The organism is Paenibacillus terricola (assembly GCF_014779765.1).
GTDB lineage: Bacteria > Bacillota > Bacilli > Paenibacillales > Paenibacillaceae > Paenibacillus_T > Paenibacillus_T terricola.
The window spans coordinates 286,585-301,782 of sequence record NZ_JACXZA010000002.1 but is presented as its reverse complement, the minus strand read 5'-3'; the positions used below and the strand labels follow the sequence as shown (position 1 = coordinate 301,782).

Genomic DNA, 15,198 nt, shown 5'->3' with positions numbered 1-15,198 from the left:
TTCCCCTCTCCGACTGTTGGTTAATCCATTAGATGTTCAAAACCGTAGATCATACCCTCATAGCCCATAACTTTACGAACTGCTACTGCGACGCCAGGCATATAGCCTGCGCGGTCATACGAATCGTGGCGGATCTTGAGCGACTGGCCGAATGCGCCAAAGATTACTTCCTGCTGGGCGAATACGCCTGGCAGCCTTACGCTATGTATACGGAAACCGTTGTAATATCCGCCGCGCGCGCCTTCAATCGTCTCTTCCTCATTCGGATTGCCTTGACGATGCTCTTCACGCACTTTGGAGATAAGCTCGGCCGTCTTGATCGATGTGCCAGATGGTGCATCCAGCTTCTGGTCGCCGTGATATTCGATAATTTCGAGGTTTGGAAAATATTTGGACGCCTGCGCAGCGAACTGCATCATCAGAATTGCGCCAATCGAGAAGTTTGGTGCAATCAGTCCGCCAATGCCGCGATCTTTGCACAACTTGTCCAATTCGTCGATCTGTTCTGGCGATAGGCCTGTAGCGCCGATAACCGGGCGGATGCCGCGGGAGATGGCTGCCTTGGCGTTCTCGTATACCGCATGTGGAACCGTGAAGTCGACGAGTACATCAATCGGGCCGCTATCCAGTGCTTCCTCCAGTGTCGAGCTGAACATTACGCCGCATGCTGGCTTACCAACAAAAGTGCCGGCGTCGACCGGTCCTGCAGAACGGGCAGACGCCGCGGTCAATACGAAATCCGCTTCATCCAACACCATTTTTACGACTTCGCGGCCCATGCGTCCGCTAGCTCCTGCTACTGCTACATGAATGGGTTTCGTTGTCATTCTCAATTCACCTGTTCCTTCTTCTTTGTCTTCTCTGATGACGATACCGCATCGCCCGTTTCTTCCGGCTTATCTCAGCGAATAACGACCTCGCTTCATCATCTGATGGATTCAGACGAAGTGCTTCTAATGCAAATCGCATGGCTTCATCCAACCGATTAAGCAGTACGAATGCTTTGGCCAGCCAATAATAGGCTTCAAAGCTAAGCGGATCCAACTCCACCGCTTCTTGCAGCGTTGCTGCTGCAATCGATGCATCAGGCGGTTGTTTGCCAAGCTCCTGTTTGCCGGACAACACCAACAACCTGGCTTGCACGGTATGGAGCTGATAAATATGCGCCTTCTGTTCGGGCTCCAGCTCTACGGCCTTCACCGCGTAATGAAGAGCACGCTCCCACTTACCGCTTCTGCCATATGAAATGGAGCACCTATAATAATAAGAAGCATTGTTCGGGTCGGCGGCAATCGCCCGTTCAAACCATAGGATGGCACCTTCGAAATCGTTCTGCAGAATACATTCGTATGCCTGCTTGAGGCAATCGTCCCCTTCCATATGCCCACCCCCCTTGTACACCGGTTGTGGTACAGCATATGTGAAGGATTCATTCGGCGTTACGGCGCTAGTTTAGCTGTCCTTCCGCGTCCACCGATTGGCGTCGCGCGTATTGAATTTATTCATGACAGCATCATGAGCTTGTGTCAGATCAATTCCGAGTGAATTCGCAAAGCAGCACAGAATAAACAGACAGTCGCCTAACTCCATCTCGACCGAATTATCGGCCTCGTCTGGTTTCTTCGGCTTCTCGCCATAATGATGATTAATTTCGCGTGCCAGCTCTCCGACTTCCTCCGTCATTCTTGCCATTAAGGCAAGCGGGCTGAAATAACCTTCCTTGAATTGCGATATGTAGGCATCCACTTCACGCTGGATGTCGGATAATGATTTATCGGCCATATGCATTCCTTTCTTTAAATCGCCACTGGCGGATTATTCTATATGTTAGCCTAAAGCGGCATTGAAAACAATGGTTTTCAAACTTCCGTAAAAGCAGCATACTAATTAGAAGCTTCGTGCTCGATATGCACACTTCCCGTCATCTTTATAATTGGACGATCTACAAGGAGGCAACGCAATGATAAGCAAACTATGGCAGCAAGCCAAATCGCTTGTTCCTATTATGGCTGGTACCGCCATTTATGCTTTCGGGCTCCATTATTTCGTTATCCCGAACCAGCTTATGGAAGGTGGCGTTACGGGTATCGGCGTACTTCTCAATTATGCTGCAGGCGCGCCGTTGTCCATTTCGACGCTAGTGCTGAACATTCCATTATTCTTATTGGGACTCAAAATGCTCGGCAAAGGCCAAATGGCATATACCATATTCGGAACGGTGAGTTTATCCGTTTTTCTAGCATTGATCGAACGCGCAATCGCACATGACTGGATCGTTCCATTCCAGACCGACAAAGACTACATACTCGCCGCTTTATATGCCGGGGTCACGCTTGGCTTAGGACTTGGCATCACCTTCCGATTCGGCGGAACGACCGGCGGCGTCGATATTATTGCCCGAATTGTTGGAAAGTGGAAGGGCTGGAGCATGGGACAAGTCATTCTTGGCCTCGATCTAGTCATTATCGGTCTTGCATTGCTTTACATTCCGAAGGAAAAGGTGTTGTACACGCTCGTAACCGTGTTTATTGCCTCCCGCGTGATCGATTTCATTCAAGAAGGCGCTTATGCAGCCAAAGCGGTCTCCATCATTACGAATGCGGGCGAAGACATTGCTTCGCGCGTAACCGAGAAAATGGATCGTGGTGTAACGCTAATCCCGGCGATTGGCGCTTATTCTCGCTCGCACAAGTATATCGTGTATTGCGTTGTGAATCGGCAAGAGGTACGAACGCTGAGAGAAATCGTCAAATCGATTGATCCGCGCGCCTTCATTGTAATCAATGATGTACATGATGTCCTGGGTGAAGGGTTTAAAGAAGACGAGTAACGATGCGCGGTCAAACCTACTTATGTGTGGGAACCAAAACAGCCCTGAAGGAGAAAGAACGTCTAGTAACGTTCTTTCAATCCTTCAGGGCTGTCTTATTGCTTCATCATTTAATCTTACGCTTCAAATATAATGGCGTCTGGCTGCCTGCTTCGCTTTTGTTCATTATTGCATAAGGCGTATGCTTGTATTTGCGCCAGGACACATAAGCAAGCAAGCTTGAGATGAGTGAGGAGATACCGAAAATCCAACGATGCGGTACACCGCCACCGATTGGCGCGATGACCGGTTCTTCCCGCTCTGCATTGCCGCTGAACAAGGCAGCCGTCGCTGCCTCGACAGGCGCCAGCACTTGCTGCGACAACTGCGAGGCAATTGTACCTCGCTCCCCTGCATTAAGGAGACGCGACATATAGGTAACACTATTCAGCAATGCGTTCATTTCGGTTGATTTGTCCGCTATTGCTGCTGCAATGGCGATCCGATCTGTGTGCTCCTGCAGCGTATGCAGCATTGCGGATGCTGAAGCATACGCTTGCGCATTACGTATATTGATTGCTTGCCGAATGCGTGCGATATCTTCTTCGATTATAGGTTCGTATTGCAGCCACATCGCATTGCTCGCGAGGCCGACCGATTGTGCGCCTGCTGCATCCACAGCAAGCTTAATTCGGGTTGCCTGCGGCCTCCATAGAACAGCAGATTTCTTCTGTTCAATATTGGCAAGCATAAGCTTGGCCTCTCGATAAATCGCCTGGAGCTGGCTCGACTCGTTTAAGCGTTCTGCCTCTAATAGTTCCTTCAACTGGCTGGATAGCTGCTGACCTGCATAATAAGCCGCCTGTCGATTACCCGCTGTTGAAGCCTCATAAATGGCATCTGCTGAGCGTTGCACTCGCTGCCATGTCGAACTAGTCGAAATCGATGTTGCCGTACGCTCTGATGGAGCTGCTGCCGCCGCTGCTCCAATAAGCACCACGGTCAGCATAAGGCTTAGCATACAAGCGACCAGCCATCTCTTTCTCACGTGACATCCCTCCACAGCTATTGCAGTTGCGAGTGCTTCTCCTGCTACCGCATTCATTCTAGCTTATGAAGAGACTGCCCAAGATAGACTAGCTATCCACTAACGAAATGCACTTCGGTGCGCATCCCGAAGAACAATCGCTGCATTCGTAACGATCCAACTGAATAAAGTGAGACCAAATGTGCAGATGCAAACGATAGGCAGATGATCATATAACGGCTGAGGCAGCCATGGAAACACATCAAATCGATAGTCAACAACGTCATTAAGCAGCAGCCACCCTACAGCTGCTCCTACTGCCGCGGATCCAACCGACATAAAACGAAGGAATAGCAACCCTTCTACAGCCATTCCAAGATGCGAGGCGATCAACATCCAATCCTGCCAGCCCATCGGCGAACCTTCCGATACGCCAGCTACAATCATCGCAACTGCCCAAATGCCATACTTCACCGACGTAGCAACCCCAAGCGCTTCAATAAGGTAACGGATCACACGTCCGATTGCCGTCTTAGGCTGCGACTGAACGAGCAAATAAACAAGCGATAAAGAGAAGAATAAACTTGCCGTCGGGCTGTCCGGAACGAAAGGCAGCATCCATAATGGCTTATGAGATGCGGTCCAGACAATCTGATCTCCATACCAGATATAACCGTAGATGGTACCCAGCACATTGACAATGAGCAGCGTCCACAACATACGCTGTGACGTCAGAAACTCGCGACTCCAATACCAACGAAGCGGCAATATACATACTCCTCTCGGCTAGACGATATCTCCTCCTTAATGAAGGATCGTCCGCACATAACCATTATCTAATTGCGAAAAACCTGACCGCTAAGATGACGGTCAGGTTCTGTTGTACAGCCTTATTGAGCTTTCTTCTGCTTAGCCAGCCAAGTCGTAAGCTGGTCAATCTCTGCAGCCGAAAGCGTATCTTTGAACGATGGCATACCGCCATTACCGTTCGTTACGATATTTACCAGCTCTTCCTTGGAATAAACATCCCCGATACCGTGAAGTGAAGGAACCTTAGCTTTGGGGTTACCGTTCAAGTCAGGAGAGTGACAAGTGATGCACTTCGCTGCTTTCGCAATGTCCATTGCTGGGTCATTTGCATCAACGAGTGCCACAGGCTCTTCTTTCTTAACCGCGCTGAACGATTCGCCCTTCTCAGCAGCTTCACGAGCTTTCTCTTCACGCTCGATATGCTCTGGAACCGTATTCGTGATCTCCAGTTCGTGCTGATAGTGATCCCATGATACTTTCGTCAAGTATACAAGTGAGATTAGAGACAGAATCATTAGTGCCGAAGTTACCGGGCGGCGATAGAAGCGGCGTTCTTTGCCTGTATCCAGGAATGGAGCAAGCAGGAGCGCGCCAAACGCGATACCTGGAACGAATACGGAACCGAGTACGACATAATCACCAGATGCATAAGGATATTTCAAGTATTGATACAGGAACAGGAAGTACCAGTCCGGCATCGGAATAAAAGCAGTATTCGTTGGATCCGCCGGATAACCGAGTGGCGGAGCCTCAGAGATCGTCAATACGAGGAAGCCAACAAGTACAACGCAGCCAACGAGCCATTCTTTAAGCAGGAAGTTCGGAATGAATACTTCCGATTTGCCTGGGAATGCCGTATAGTCGGGCGGTACGCTGTTTTTGTTCGTCCGCTTGCGTATGCGGGAGTCTCCTACGTAGACGATTTTCTCGTCAGATTTATGACCATGCGCCATCGTAATAACCTCCCTTCGCTTATAGCGGTCCCGAAATGCCTTGCTTACGAATCATGAAGAAGTGGCCTGCGAGCAGAGCGAGCAATGCGCCTGGCAGGAAGAAGACGTGAATCGCGAAGAAGCGCGTCAGCGTCTGCGCACCTACGATCGTACCGCCCTGCATCAGTTCTTTCAGATAGACACCGATGTATGGAACGGATTCAGCAATTTGCATGCCGACCTTCGTAGCGTAATAAGCTTTGTTGTCCCAAGGGAGCAAGTAACCCGTGAAACCGAGACCAAGCATAACGAAGAAAATAAGCATCCCCACAACCCAGTTCATTTCGCGCGGTGCTTTGTAAGAACCGGTGAAGAAGACGCGCAGGGTATGTAAGAACATCATAACGATTACAAGACTAGCGCCCCAGTGGTGCATACCGCGAACGATACCGCCGAATGCAACTTTGTGCTGCAGGTAATCGACACTCGCATAAGCATTGTTAATGTCCGGTACGAAGTACATCGTCAGGAACATACCGGAAAGAATTTGGATGACTGTGATGAAAAACGTCAAGCCGCCGAAGCAGTACACGAATGCGGAGAAATGGTGCGCAGGGTTTACGTGCTCAGGCACTTCATGATCCGCTACGTCTCTCCACAACGGCGCAACATCGAGACGTTCGTCAATCCAGTTGTATACAGCTTTAAACATCTGACTATGCGCCTCCTTTATACACGCGTATTCGGCTTAATTGGACCGAGATAAATAAATCCGCCATCCAGCTTCACTTCGTACTCGTCAAGTGGATTTGGCGCAACGCTCAGGTTCTTACCATCTCTGGTATAGTGTGCACCGTGGCACGGACAAACGTATTGATCGCTGTTCTCCGTATTCCAACCAATGGTACATCCCAAGTGTTTGCACACAGGCGATAGTGCAAAAATGTTTCCGTTCGCGTCTTTCGAAATCCATGCGACAAGCTCCGCTTCACTCTCGTACCAGCCGTCAACTTGATGGATTTTGAATTTGTATTCCACCGGATCGTTCGTAATTTTCGCTTCTTCAGTCACTTTAATGAACGCGCTCTCTTCTTTCTTCTGCAAGAGCGGATCGACAGCGAATCGAATCATCGGAAGCGCGACGCCGCCAGCCATAAAAGCGGTCGTTCCGCCGAGTGTATACGACAAAAATTGACGCCGGGACATTTCTTTGCGCACCGGTTTTTGACCTTCGTGATTGCTCATCTTCTGTTCTACCCCCTTTGCCAACCATATCTCCCGTCTTGTCCAAAGTGACAAAACCGTGGACGAACTAAGACATTTTCTATAATATCCTAGGTGTATGGGAGCGTCAAGAATATGGAAGACGTTAATTTGACCGATGCAAAAGCGTTTCATTTTTTGTTATGAAATTGTCACAATTACACGGGAACCTAATCCCCTAACTCATGACATCAACATTGTTTTCCCCATAATAGGAATATATTATGCATCAGATTGGCTAGACATGGATAGAAGGCGTCCACATGGAACGGATTCCCTGTCCAATTTGCTCAGCAGAGGGAACTTCTCCCGTCTCGGTTGGCGCGAAGATAAGATCCGCGGATGCTGTCGTCAAATTCGTTAACCGAGCAGTAACTACTATTATATAGCGGAAACCTATCTGCTTGAGCGAAGCGCATAGCTGCTCAACGACAGCATGTCCTACATCTTCACCTGTATAATGACAAGCCGGGTATGTAACAACTCTTCCTTTGAACGGAATTTCAATGCCGTCCATCACATCTCTCAAATCTTCTAATGCTTTCGTAGCTTCTGCTGGTGTCTCCAAGCCCGTTAAACCTGTCACAGGCAATAAGCACGTATCCAGATAAGGCTTGAGCTCGTCCCACTTGCTGCTTTCAATCTCGCTGAATTTCATCGGATCTCCCTTTCCTTACGATATGCTGTCATCCTCCCATCGTACCGCGACTGGCTTCGTTTGCCAACCCATTCCGCACAAAAATAGCCTGCACCGCGCCAAGACGGACATCAGGCTATTCTAAACTCAGCAATCGTCGCAGCCGGCTAATGAGAAAGACGGAGTGCGTTCAATTGTTCTGCCAATCGATGGAACGTATCCTCATCTCCGCTAGCTAATGCTAGATCGATATCACGATAAATCCGTTCGGTACGAAATTTCAGAACCGCATCGTCCAACACCATCTCTGCCGCCAATCCCAGCATTGTCTCATACGTTGCTTTCATTTTGTCCATAGGATACACCTCCAACCGGGGTTAAGAGATCCTATATTCTTTTCCTTTCACCACGTTGCTTTCCATCGTCTTTCTCATGCGCTGCAAATCGTCCTCGGTCCATTCTTTGACGACTTTGGCGGGTGATCGTAAGAGAAAGAGTATAGGTGGAATCTTTTTGTTCTCGGTTACAATTGAACCGGCTCCTACTAAATCATATTCACCGATCTCTGCTCCGTCCGTACGAAGGCCCCCCATTCCAATGAATGTGCCTCTGCCTATAGGACAGGAGACTACGATTAACCGCGAGTGTCCTGAATACGGATATCCACATCGCTGCAGCCCGCTTCCGCCTGTCAACGTTCTGCTAGTCTAGTAAGCTATAAATGACGGTTAACGAATGGAACGTACAGCTTCTTCTTTCCCTATGCTTCCAATTACGGCCGTTCCTAGTTTAGTCATTCGGATGACCGTGCCATATTTCTCATGCTCGCCGATGCGAACAAGACCCAAATGCAGCATCATCGCAATGATACGCTGTGCGAAGACCGATTCGGACGTATCATAATAATACGGTTTAACGTAAGGCAGCAACGTTCGCTGGAGCGACTCTGCTGTCACCCACTGTCTGGCAAGCCGATCTATCCAATTGACCAGCGCAACCAGATTCGGAATCGGCGTCTTATACACCTTCAGCCAGAAGCGATATAACTTGGCCGTCTCATCGATCCGCTCTTCGCCTAATCGTTCTATTCCTGTCTGCGTGAGCATGAGACGTTCCTGCGATTCAACTAGCAATTTACTGTCAACTGCAAAGTCGTACAATAAAGCAAGCCGATTCGGATAAACATGGAACTTGCGTCCATAGCCGAACCGCCATTCCCCTTTTTGCGGGAATGATTCTCTTACCCCCATATGCTCCATAAGCTGATGCAAGTTGCGCTTATACATGGAGCCATCCGACGAAGTCGGCACCTCATACCGCTGAACATATTGAAGCATATGGTACAAGTCTTCGCTGAGCAATCCCTGTTCATCCCGGTAAGCCTGCGGCTCCTCAGCTGCATCAACCATCCCAGACATTTTGCGTTCGAGCGTATCTCTGAGTCTTGTTTTCAAGTCCGCAGGTACGTGGAACATATATCGATTAGGTCCTGCCAGGCCATTGAACAACCAGCCTTGATGCTTGAACTTCAGGATGATGTCCCGCGGTGTAAGCTCCTTCACAGGATTCGCAGCCTTCGCCCGTTTCTTCACGCCGCCCTGCGCAGTTGCCTTGGACTTGCTAGTCCCCTTGGAATCAGCCGGCTGAGCTTCGCCTGCTGAGCTTACGGTTCCCGTCTGCTCCTCTCCGAATTTGCTTTGCTGAATGCGTGCGGTCAAATCCTCCATACTGAATGACGATCTTGTATCGAACAACAGAGAATTCAGAAACCGCAAATCTTCCAAACCTAAACGACTGACCTGCTCCTCGAAAATATCCCTTCGGCTAACGGCGGAGAGAATCGTTTGAATCAATTCGTTTTTGGAATTGCCGTTGCATTCGCATTGATATTCAACCGCAATCCGATTAAGCTGTTGAATGTCGGCATAACCAAGCATATCGGCCAAATTCATCGTATTCCTCTCCTTACATCAGGATCTTTGAACGGAGTTCAAAGTCACACCGATTTACATCAGGATCTTTGAACGGAGTTCAAAGTCACACCGATTTACATCAGGATCTTTGAACGGAGTTCTATGTCATACCGCTTACGTTGAATGTATTACCATTATGGGAAGAACGACGCTTTTTAAAACATGTAGAACCCGTTATGCACAAAAAAGACCGTTACGCCTGCGGCAGTAACGGTCTTCTTCAAAATTTAGTTTTCATTCTTTCTTTATACTTCTACATGTACGGTACAGTTGTACAATATAGGCGTCCAACCTTCGTCATTCCATTCGAGAATGGAATACGACAAATTGCCGATATGATCGTCTCCAATGGATTCGCATAATAAAGGTAGCAGTGCCGCAATTAGACCGCCATGCGATACGACTAGCAGCGACATATCAGACTTCTCTTGTCTCCACTGTTCGACGAAAGCATGCGCTCGTTCACGAACAGCCTCCATCGGCTCAATACCGTTCACATGCTCGACCGGCCACTCGCTGCCGAACCGCTCAACCCGTTCTGAACGCGTTAAACCTTCCATCTCGCCAAAATACCGCTCTCGCAATCGTTCATCCCCCGGAAGCAATGGTACATCCGCTGCCTCGGCGATTATACGAGCGGTCTCGTGGGCACGCTGAAGATCGCTTGCAATAATTGCGTCCCATTGGCGATCCTCGCTAGCGATTCGCCGGCCAAGCGCCTTCGCCTGCCGTATGCCTTCCTCGTTCAAAGGAATATCCGTCTGACCTTGAATTCGTCCTACTGCATTCCAATCGGTCTGACCATGTCTTACAAGACCTATAATCACGCTGCAATCAACTCCACAATTGAGGTACTTCTGCAACTAACATATCCATTATTTCCGTGTGCGAGCGAACCAATTCGAAAGCAGCAGCGTTGCGATCACACCGAACAAAGAGAATACGATCCAGTATTGCGGCACTGTCGGCACCACTTTCAGCACGAACGGATCGCTTATACTCGCTACAGGTACTTCGGCATAGAACTCGCCGCCAAGCACAGAGCCATCACCGCCAGCGCTTGCTGTCTCGAGCAGCCCTGTCATCGGCTCCATATTCTGTGCGGACGAGCCCCAATCTCCGAATATCGCATAGAGCAGTCCGCTAGCGAATATTGCTAAGCAGCACGCGATGAGGGCAATGCTGCGGAAGCGGAATGACGCTGTGAAGCGATAGGACCGTTCATGAACAGGTCGAAGATGTTCCATATCCGCATAAATCCGATCCATCACGGACTTATTCATTCGGTAGGAATCATCATCAAGCTCTGGTTCAAAGTCCCCGGAAAGCGATCGAATGATCATATCGCTCTCTTCCCACAATCGTAATTGTTCCGCGCATGCCGGACAATCCAAGAGATGACGGTCTATAGCCGTTCTATCTTCGTCCTGTTCAGGGAGTTCCCAATACAGACCGAGTTTCTCTTGACATTCGTCGCATCTCATCGCGTTCTCATCCCTTCATATGACTCATCCGTGACCACAGCCTCGTCAAAATACGGCTCGAGCTGTGTCTTCACACTCGCCCTTGCTCGGAACAACAGCGATTTCACAGAACTGACCGTCTGCCCTAGAATGCTGGCGATCTCCTGATAATCAAGCTGCTCGTATTCACGCAGTATGAGTGCGGATCTCTGTTTTTCAGGCAAATTGTTGATCGCCTCGCGAACCATCGTCATCCGTTCATTCTGAAGCAGACGCAATTCCGGAACAGCATCCGGCGGCGCCAACGGAACGACATTCGACTCCTCCAGCGGCACACTGCCCGCCTTCTGCTTGCGGAGTTCACTTAAGACGGTATTGCGAGCGATCGTATATAACCACGTCGAGAATGACGCGTCCAATTCGCGGAATGAGTGCAAGCTTCTATAAGCTTTATAGAACGTTTCCGAACATAAGTCCTCCGCCATAAGCTCGAGCTTCGCGCTCTTGAGCATATGATAAATAAAAGCGAGGATCTTGCGCTGGTATCGCCGCATCAATTCCGCATACATCTGGACGTTTCCGTCCTTAATTTCTCGTATTAATTGGGTGTCGGTCACGACAGGCGAACCTCCCCACCTGCGGAGTCTTCTCGGTTCGGCCTAACTATATGTACCGAATCGGAAGCAAAAAGTTTCTGTGCTTCTCAAAAAAATTATGAAGACGACAAATTCGTCTATAGATGAATTCAACTTATGCGTCTAAATTCCTGCCTCTTTCGACATAGGAGATACAGATTTTGCAATCTTACTCCTGCCAAATGCTTCTGTATTGTAACACAGCACAAGAACTGCGTGGATAAATATTTCACAAAGATCTTATCAATTTGGAAAGGCTTTCACGATTGTCGCTTGACAAAATGAAAACGTATACATATAATAAAAGTACAGTATGGTTTCTCTCCACTCCTATCCAAATACTTCGCACGTTGTGCGGACCACCTCTTTGTGAGGTGGTATTTTTTTTGCCATTATTTCTTACCCGTTTCCATAGGCTTCTTAAACATTTATTCGGTTTACAAAATAAGGACTGTCCGAATCTTCATTGAAGATCGGACAGTCCTATCCTTGTTTGATCCTTTAAAAATGAACCGAATATTGCAGCTCGCCAAGCGCGATAACGGCTTGATCGAGATCATCTTGCTTGCGGAAAGAGAGTCGCAGAATGCCAGGCACGTCTTCCCTGCTCTCAATAATTTGCATATTGCTCAAGTTAATATGACGATTGCCGAGCTCAGTTGCAATCCGGCCGATAACGCCTGGAGTATCGGGTACGTCAACATAACATTCATAGATCGCATGAATGACTCCCTTGCGTCGCTCTGGCAAGCTGTTGCGGAACTCACCAGACGTTCGGAAGGCTTCACCGATCCCTTCGAGATCACCCGCTTTGAGCATACGTGCGAACTCTTCAATGCCTTCATTCCAATCCTCAATCAAGCGCAGTAAGACATCTCGATTGTCCACAAGAATATCACGCCACATCGATGGATCGCTGGAGGCGATGCGCGTTATATCACGAAATCCACCCGCAGCTAGCTGCGAGTAGAGTTCATTGTTGTCATTGTAACGGCGGACCTGATTCGTAAGCGCGACTGCAATCATATGCGGCAGATGACTGATTGCGCCTACTATATCGTCATGCTCATCTGGATCCACGATGACGATGTTCGCTTTCGTATGAACAAGAAGCTCCTTCAGCTTCTCTACCGCTTCAGGCGGGGTTGTGCCATTAGGCGTCAATACATAGAAGGCATTCTCGTACAAATAGAGAGATGCTGCTTCCACCCCTGAACGCTCAGAGCCTGCCATTGGATGACCGCCAATGAATATCGCTTCGCCTAGATCAAGTGATCTTGCGCAAGCGTTCACGGACGACTTCGTGCTGCCGACGTCTGTAATGATGCAGCCCGGCTTCAGCTTGACCTCAGCCAACTGCTTCAAAGTTGATTCAAGGCTGCCTACCGGCCCGCACAGGAAAATAAAATCAGCGTCTTCAGCCGCCTCGCGCAGAGACGTCGTAGCTGAATCCACAACGCCTCGCTCGAGATACTTACGTACGGATGATTCGCGAGTCGAATGACCGACTACATACAGATCTGGCTTCCCTTTAAAACAGAGTGCCAGCGAGCCGCCCATCAGCCCGACGCCGAATATCGCGATTTTAACCATATGCTATCCAAGCACCGCCGCTTCTTGCAGTACTTGTTCCAGCGCCGTAATGAACTTCTCGTTCTGCTCGCGACTGCCGACCGTGATCCGAATGTATGTTGGGTAGTGACCCCATCCTGCGCGGGAGATGATGCCTTTGCGGAGCAGCGCATCGAACACCTCGAGAGAAGGCAGCTTCGTATCGAACATAATGAAATTGCCATGAGCATCGAAGTAAGACAGACCTAGACGGTCGAATTGCTCGCGCAGATAGTTCAGACCTTCCGAGTTGCGATCGCGGCACTCGTTCAGGAATGCAACGTCGTCGAGCGCAGCGCTAGCTGCCGCTTGAGCAACACGCGACGTATTGAATGGCTCACGCACTTGGTTGATCGAGCGAACAACGTCTGGATGTCCAACGCCATAACCGATGCGCAGCGAGGCGAGGCCGAAAATCTTAGAGAACGTACGAAGTACGATCAGGTTCTTGTACTGCGACAGCAATTCAATGCCGTTCGGGAACGATTCGTCCGTTACGTATTCCACATATGCCTCGTCCAATACGACAAGCACATGGCTTGGCACTTGTTTCATGAAGGATTCAATCTCATCCCTCGTTACGATGGTACCCGTTGGGTTGTTCGGGTTACACACCCAGATGAGCTTCGTGCGATCCGTAACATGGGTCAGCATCGCCGGCAGGTCGTGTTTGCCGTTCGTGAGCGGCACTTCGATAACGCGTGCATTCTCGACTTCGGCATTATGCTTGTACACGCTGAACGTCTGGTCTGCCATAATCGTCTCGTCGCCTGGAACGAGGTAAGCGCGTGCGAGCATCAGAATGACTTCATCCGAGCCGCAGCCGAAAATAATGCTATCCGTGCTAACGCCGAGTTGATCAGCGAGTTTCTTCGTCAGTTCAACGCTTGCGCCGTCTGGATAAATGCTGGCATTGTTCGAAATTTCATAAATAACGGCTTCCTTCGCGCGCTCGGAGCATCCGAACGGATTCTCGTTGGAAGCAAGCTTAATGACTTCAGAGAGACCAAGCTCCCGTTTCACGTCTTCTACTGGTTTGCCCGGTTGGTAAACGGGAAGATGGACGATATTGCTTTTTGGCTGCATGACTCCATTCACCTCATCAACAATTGTTGAAATTTCAATATATCCTATATTGTCTCACATATCCGCCACGTTGCAAAGCATAAATAACGCAGTAACGTACCAACGCTTCTTGGCATTATTACGTTAAAGCATTGAACCCGCTGCTCGGCTGAAACAATTGATTTCGTTGATGCGTCCATTCATTAGCATCGAATGCCATTCCATTGCAGGAGTTGATATAAGTTGAGACGAGCGTGGTATTTGATAGGACTCGTTGTTGGCTTACTAGCTGGGTGCAGCAACGAGGTAATAAGTACAACAGAGATAAACATCGAACCATCTTCACACACTGATGCTGATACAACCATACAGTCATATCTTGTTGAGCAGTCAGATAGTCAACCTTCTGAGCAGACGCCCCCCATCCCCTATGACAAAATCGCTCAACTGCTCCCTATTCAAGAGCCATGGGAACAGCAGTTAAGTGAATCGAATGTCTATTTCTCTTTCCATTCCGTGCAAAGCACGGCTCCGGACTGGATCCTGTTGGTTTCCGATCCGGCAATGGGACTAATGGAGAAACGATTGTATAAGTCATTGGATCATGGGGATACATGGAGCTTCGTCCATGATGTTAGTATAACTATCGACGGCTACGTCACAGGCATTACCTTCCGTGATGATCAGAACGGATGGATCACCGCTTCGCAGCATGGCCAGGAGCTCGTCCCTTTATATCGCACTTCGGACGGTGGCTTAACATGGAGCGCTCAATCCGTTGCCATCCCAGAAGGCTTCAACTACGGCAATGTAGATCCTCCTACATTCCAGGATGAAGCCGGTATGAACGGGACGCTAAACATTGAATTCGTCAACGATAATGATCGGAAGACGTTTCACTATGTAACGAATGACGGCGGCGAAACCTGGGTGACGGATTGAACCCTTGTTACTGAACACAAAAATCCCGATC

Annotated in this window: 18 protein-coding genes and 1 pseudogene; 2 read left to right on the top strand and 17 right to left on the bottom strand. The window is 49.1% G+C overall.

The window, feature by feature from the left end; all coding sequences use genetic code 11:
* Positions 1-20: 20 nt before the first annotated feature.
* The 3 genes from dapB to H8B09_RS08705 form a co-directional block, all read right to left on the bottom strand.
* Entirely contained in the window at positions 21-827 is an 807-nt protein-coding gene (gene dapB / locus H8B09_RS08715; RefSeq protein WP_191203120.1) for a 4-hydroxy-tetrahydrodipicolinate reductase, read from the bottom strand.
* 7 nt (positions 828-834) lie between these two features.
* Entirely contained in the window at positions 835-1,380 is a 546-nt protein-coding gene (locus H8B09_RS08710; RefSeq protein WP_191203119.1) for a tetratricopeptide repeat protein, read from the bottom strand.
* Positions 1,381-1,452: 72 nt separating this feature from the next.
* A complete protein-coding gene (locus H8B09_RS08705) occupies positions 1,453-1,782 on the bottom strand; it encodes a nucleotide pyrophosphohydrolase (protein WP_110043364.1) in 330 nt (109 codons plus the stop codon).
* Positions 1,783-1,960: 178 nt separating this feature from the next.
* Here H8B09_RS08705 and H8B09_RS08700 point away from each other — a divergent pair, with 178 nt between their 5' ends.
* Positions 1,961-2,830: a YitT family protein gene (locus tag H8B09_RS08700; RefSeq protein ID WP_191203118.1), complete on the top strand. Its 870-nt coding sequence runs from the start codon at positions 1,961-1,963 to the stop codon at positions 2,828-2,830.
* Between the two features lie 106 nt (positions 2,831-2,936).
* Here the strand turns inward: H8B09_RS08700 and H8B09_RS08695 are convergent, their stop codons facing one another.
* The 14 genes and pseudogenes from H8B09_RS08695 to hisC all read right to left on the bottom strand — a co-directional run bounded on the left by H8B09_RS08695 (position 2,937) and on the right by hisC (position 14,246).
* Positions 2,937-3,857 carry a sporulation protein YpjB gene (locus tag H8B09_RS08695; RefSeq protein ID WP_191203117.1) on the bottom strand — a complete coding sequence of 307 codons (921 nt, stop codon included), beginning with the start codon at positions 3,855-3,857 and terminating at the stop codon, positions 2,937-2,939.
* Between the two features lie 99 nt (positions 3,858-3,956).
* Entirely contained in the window at positions 3,957-4,604 is a 648-nt protein-coding gene (locus H8B09_RS08690; RefSeq protein WP_191203116.1) for a DUF1405 domain-containing protein, read from the bottom strand.
* A 122-nt stretch (positions 4,605-4,726) separates the two neighbouring features.
* Entirely contained in the window at positions 4,727-5,599 is an 873-nt protein-coding gene (locus H8B09_RS08685; protein WP_191203115.1) for a menaquinol-cytochrome c reductase cytochrome b/c subunit, read from the bottom strand.
* 19 nt (positions 5,600-5,618) lie between these two features.
* Positions 5,619-6,290, bottom strand: coding sequence for a menaquinol-cytochrome c reductase cytochrome b subunit (gene qcrB, locus H8B09_RS08680; RefSeq protein ID WP_110043369.1), 672 nt, complete (start codon positions 6,288-6,290; stop codon positions 5,619-5,621).
* Between the two features lie 17 nt (positions 6,291-6,307).
* The gene (locus H8B09_RS08675) at positions 6,308-6,823 is read right to left on the bottom strand and encodes a Rieske (2Fe-2S) protein (RefSeq protein WP_191203114.1); all 516 of its coding nucleotides are present in this window, start codon (positions 6,821-6,823) and stop codon (positions 6,308-6,310) included.
* A 256-nt stretch (positions 6,824-7,079) separates the two neighbouring features.
* A complete protein-coding gene (locus H8B09_RS08670; RefSeq protein ID WP_191203113.1) occupies positions 7,080-7,499 on the bottom strand; it encodes a DUF2487 family protein in 420 nt (139 codons plus the stop codon).
* 146 nt (positions 7,500-7,645) lie between these two features.
* On the bottom strand, positions 7,646-7,834 hold the full coding sequence (locus H8B09_RS08665) for an IDEAL domain-containing protein (protein ID WP_127530734.1): 189 nt from the start codon (positions 7,832-7,834) through the stop codon (positions 7,646-7,648).
* A 21-nt stretch (positions 7,835-7,855) separates the two neighbouring features.
* Positions 7,856-8,128 (bottom strand): annotated as a pseudogene (locus H8B09_RS30415) (gamma carbonic anhydrase family protein); the annotation flags it as partial.
* A gap of 78 nt (positions 8,129-8,206) precedes the next feature.
* On the bottom strand, positions 8,207-9,430 hold the full coding sequence (locus H8B09_RS08660) for a hypothetical protein (RefSeq protein ID WP_191203112.1): 1,224 nt from the start codon (positions 9,428-9,430) through the stop codon (positions 8,207-8,209).
* A gap of 266 nt (positions 9,431-9,696) precedes the next feature.
* On the bottom strand, positions 9,697-10,278 hold the full coding sequence (locus tag H8B09_RS08655) for a histidine phosphatase family protein (RefSeq protein WP_191203111.1): 582 nt from the start codon (positions 10,276-10,278) through the stop codon (positions 9,697-9,699).
* A gap of 48 nt (positions 10,279-10,326) precedes the next feature.
* Positions 10,327-10,935, bottom strand: coding sequence for an anti-sigma factor family protein (locus tag H8B09_RS08650; protein ID WP_191203110.1), 609 nt, complete (start codon positions 10,933-10,935; stop codon positions 10,327-10,329).
* Positions 10,932-11,531: an RNA polymerase sigma factor gene (locus H8B09_RS08645; RefSeq protein ID WP_191203109.1), complete on the bottom strand. Its 600-nt coding sequence runs from the start codon at positions 11,529-11,531 to the stop codon at positions 10,932-10,934. The genes H8B09_RS08650 and H8B09_RS08645 overlap by 4 nt, the downstream gene beginning before the upstream one ends.
* A gap of 519 nt (positions 11,532-12,050) precedes the next feature.
* Positions 12,051-13,142, bottom strand: a complete 1,092-nt coding sequence (locus H8B09_RS08640) for a prephenate dehydrogenase (RefSeq protein ID WP_191203108.1) — start codon at positions 13,140-13,142, stop codon at positions 12,051-12,053.
* 3 nt (positions 13,143-13,145) lie between these two features.
* Entirely contained in the window at positions 13,146-14,246 is a 1,101-nt protein-coding gene (hisC, locus tag H8B09_RS08635; RefSeq protein ID WP_191203107.1) for a histidinol-phosphate transaminase, read from the bottom strand.
* 222 nt (positions 14,247-14,468) lie between these two features.
* Here hisC and H8B09_RS08630 point away from each other — a divergent pair, with 222 nt between their 5' ends.
* Positions 14,469-15,167 carry a WD40/YVTN/BNR-like repeat-containing protein gene (locus tag H8B09_RS08630; protein WP_191203106.1) on the top strand — a complete coding sequence of 233 codons (699 nt, stop codon included), beginning with the start codon at positions 14,469-14,471 and terminating at the stop codon, positions 15,165-15,167.
* The last annotated feature ends 31 nt before the right edge of the window (positions 15,168-15,198 follow it).

Excerpts from the sequence above, each read along its gene's own strand:
- dapB (WP_191203120.1), bottom strand. The coding sequence starts at position 827 with ATGACAACGAAACCCATTCATGTAGCAGTAGCAGGAGCTAGCGGACGC.
- H8B09_RS08710 (WP_191203119.1), bottom strand. The coding sequence starts at position 1,380 with ATGGAAGGGGACGATTGCCTCAAGCAGGCATACGAATGTATTCTGCAG.
- H8B09_RS08705 (WP_110043364.1), bottom strand. The coding sequence starts at position 1,782 with ATGGCCGATAAATCATTATCCGACATCCAGCGTGAAGTGGATGCCTAC.
- H8B09_RS08700 (WP_191203118.1), top strand. The coding sequence starts at position 1,961 with ATGATAAGCAAACTATGGCAGCAAGCCAAATCGCTTGTTCCTATTATG.
- H8B09_RS08685 (WP_191203115.1), bottom strand. The coding sequence starts at position 5,599 with ATGGCGCATGGTCATAAATCTGACGAGAAAATCGTCTACGTAGGAGAC.
- qcrB (WP_110043369.1), bottom strand. The coding sequence starts at position 6,290 with ATGTTTAAAGCTGTATACAACTGGATTGACGAACGTCTCGATGTTGCG.
- H8B09_RS08675 (WP_191203114.1), bottom strand. The coding sequence starts at position 6,823 with ATGAGCAATCACGAAGGTCAAAAACCGGTGCGCAAAGAAATGTCCCGG.
- H8B09_RS08670 (WP_191203113.1), bottom strand. The coding sequence starts at position 7,499 with ATGAAATTCAGCGAGATTGAAAGCAGCAAGTGGGACGAGCTCAAGCCT.
- H8B09_RS08665 (WP_127530734.1), bottom strand. The coding sequence starts at position 7,834 with ATGGACAAAATGAAAGCAACGTATGAGACAATGCTGGGATTGGCGGCA.
- H8B09_RS08660 (WP_191203112.1), bottom strand. The coding sequence starts at position 9,430 with ATGAATTTGGCCGATATGCTTGGTTATGCCGACATTCAACAGCTTAAT.
- H8B09_RS08650 (WP_191203110.1), bottom strand. The coding sequence starts at position 10,935 with ATGAGATGCGACGAATGTCAAGAGAAACTCGGTCTGTATTGGGAACTC.
- H8B09_RS08640 (WP_191203108.1), bottom strand. The coding sequence starts at position 13,142 with ATGGTTAAAATCGCGATATTCGGCGTCGGGCTGATGGGCGGCTCGCTG.
- hisC (WP_191203107.1), bottom strand. The coding sequence starts at position 14,246 with ATGCAGCCAAAAAGCAATATCGTCCATCTTCCCGTTTACCAACCGGGC.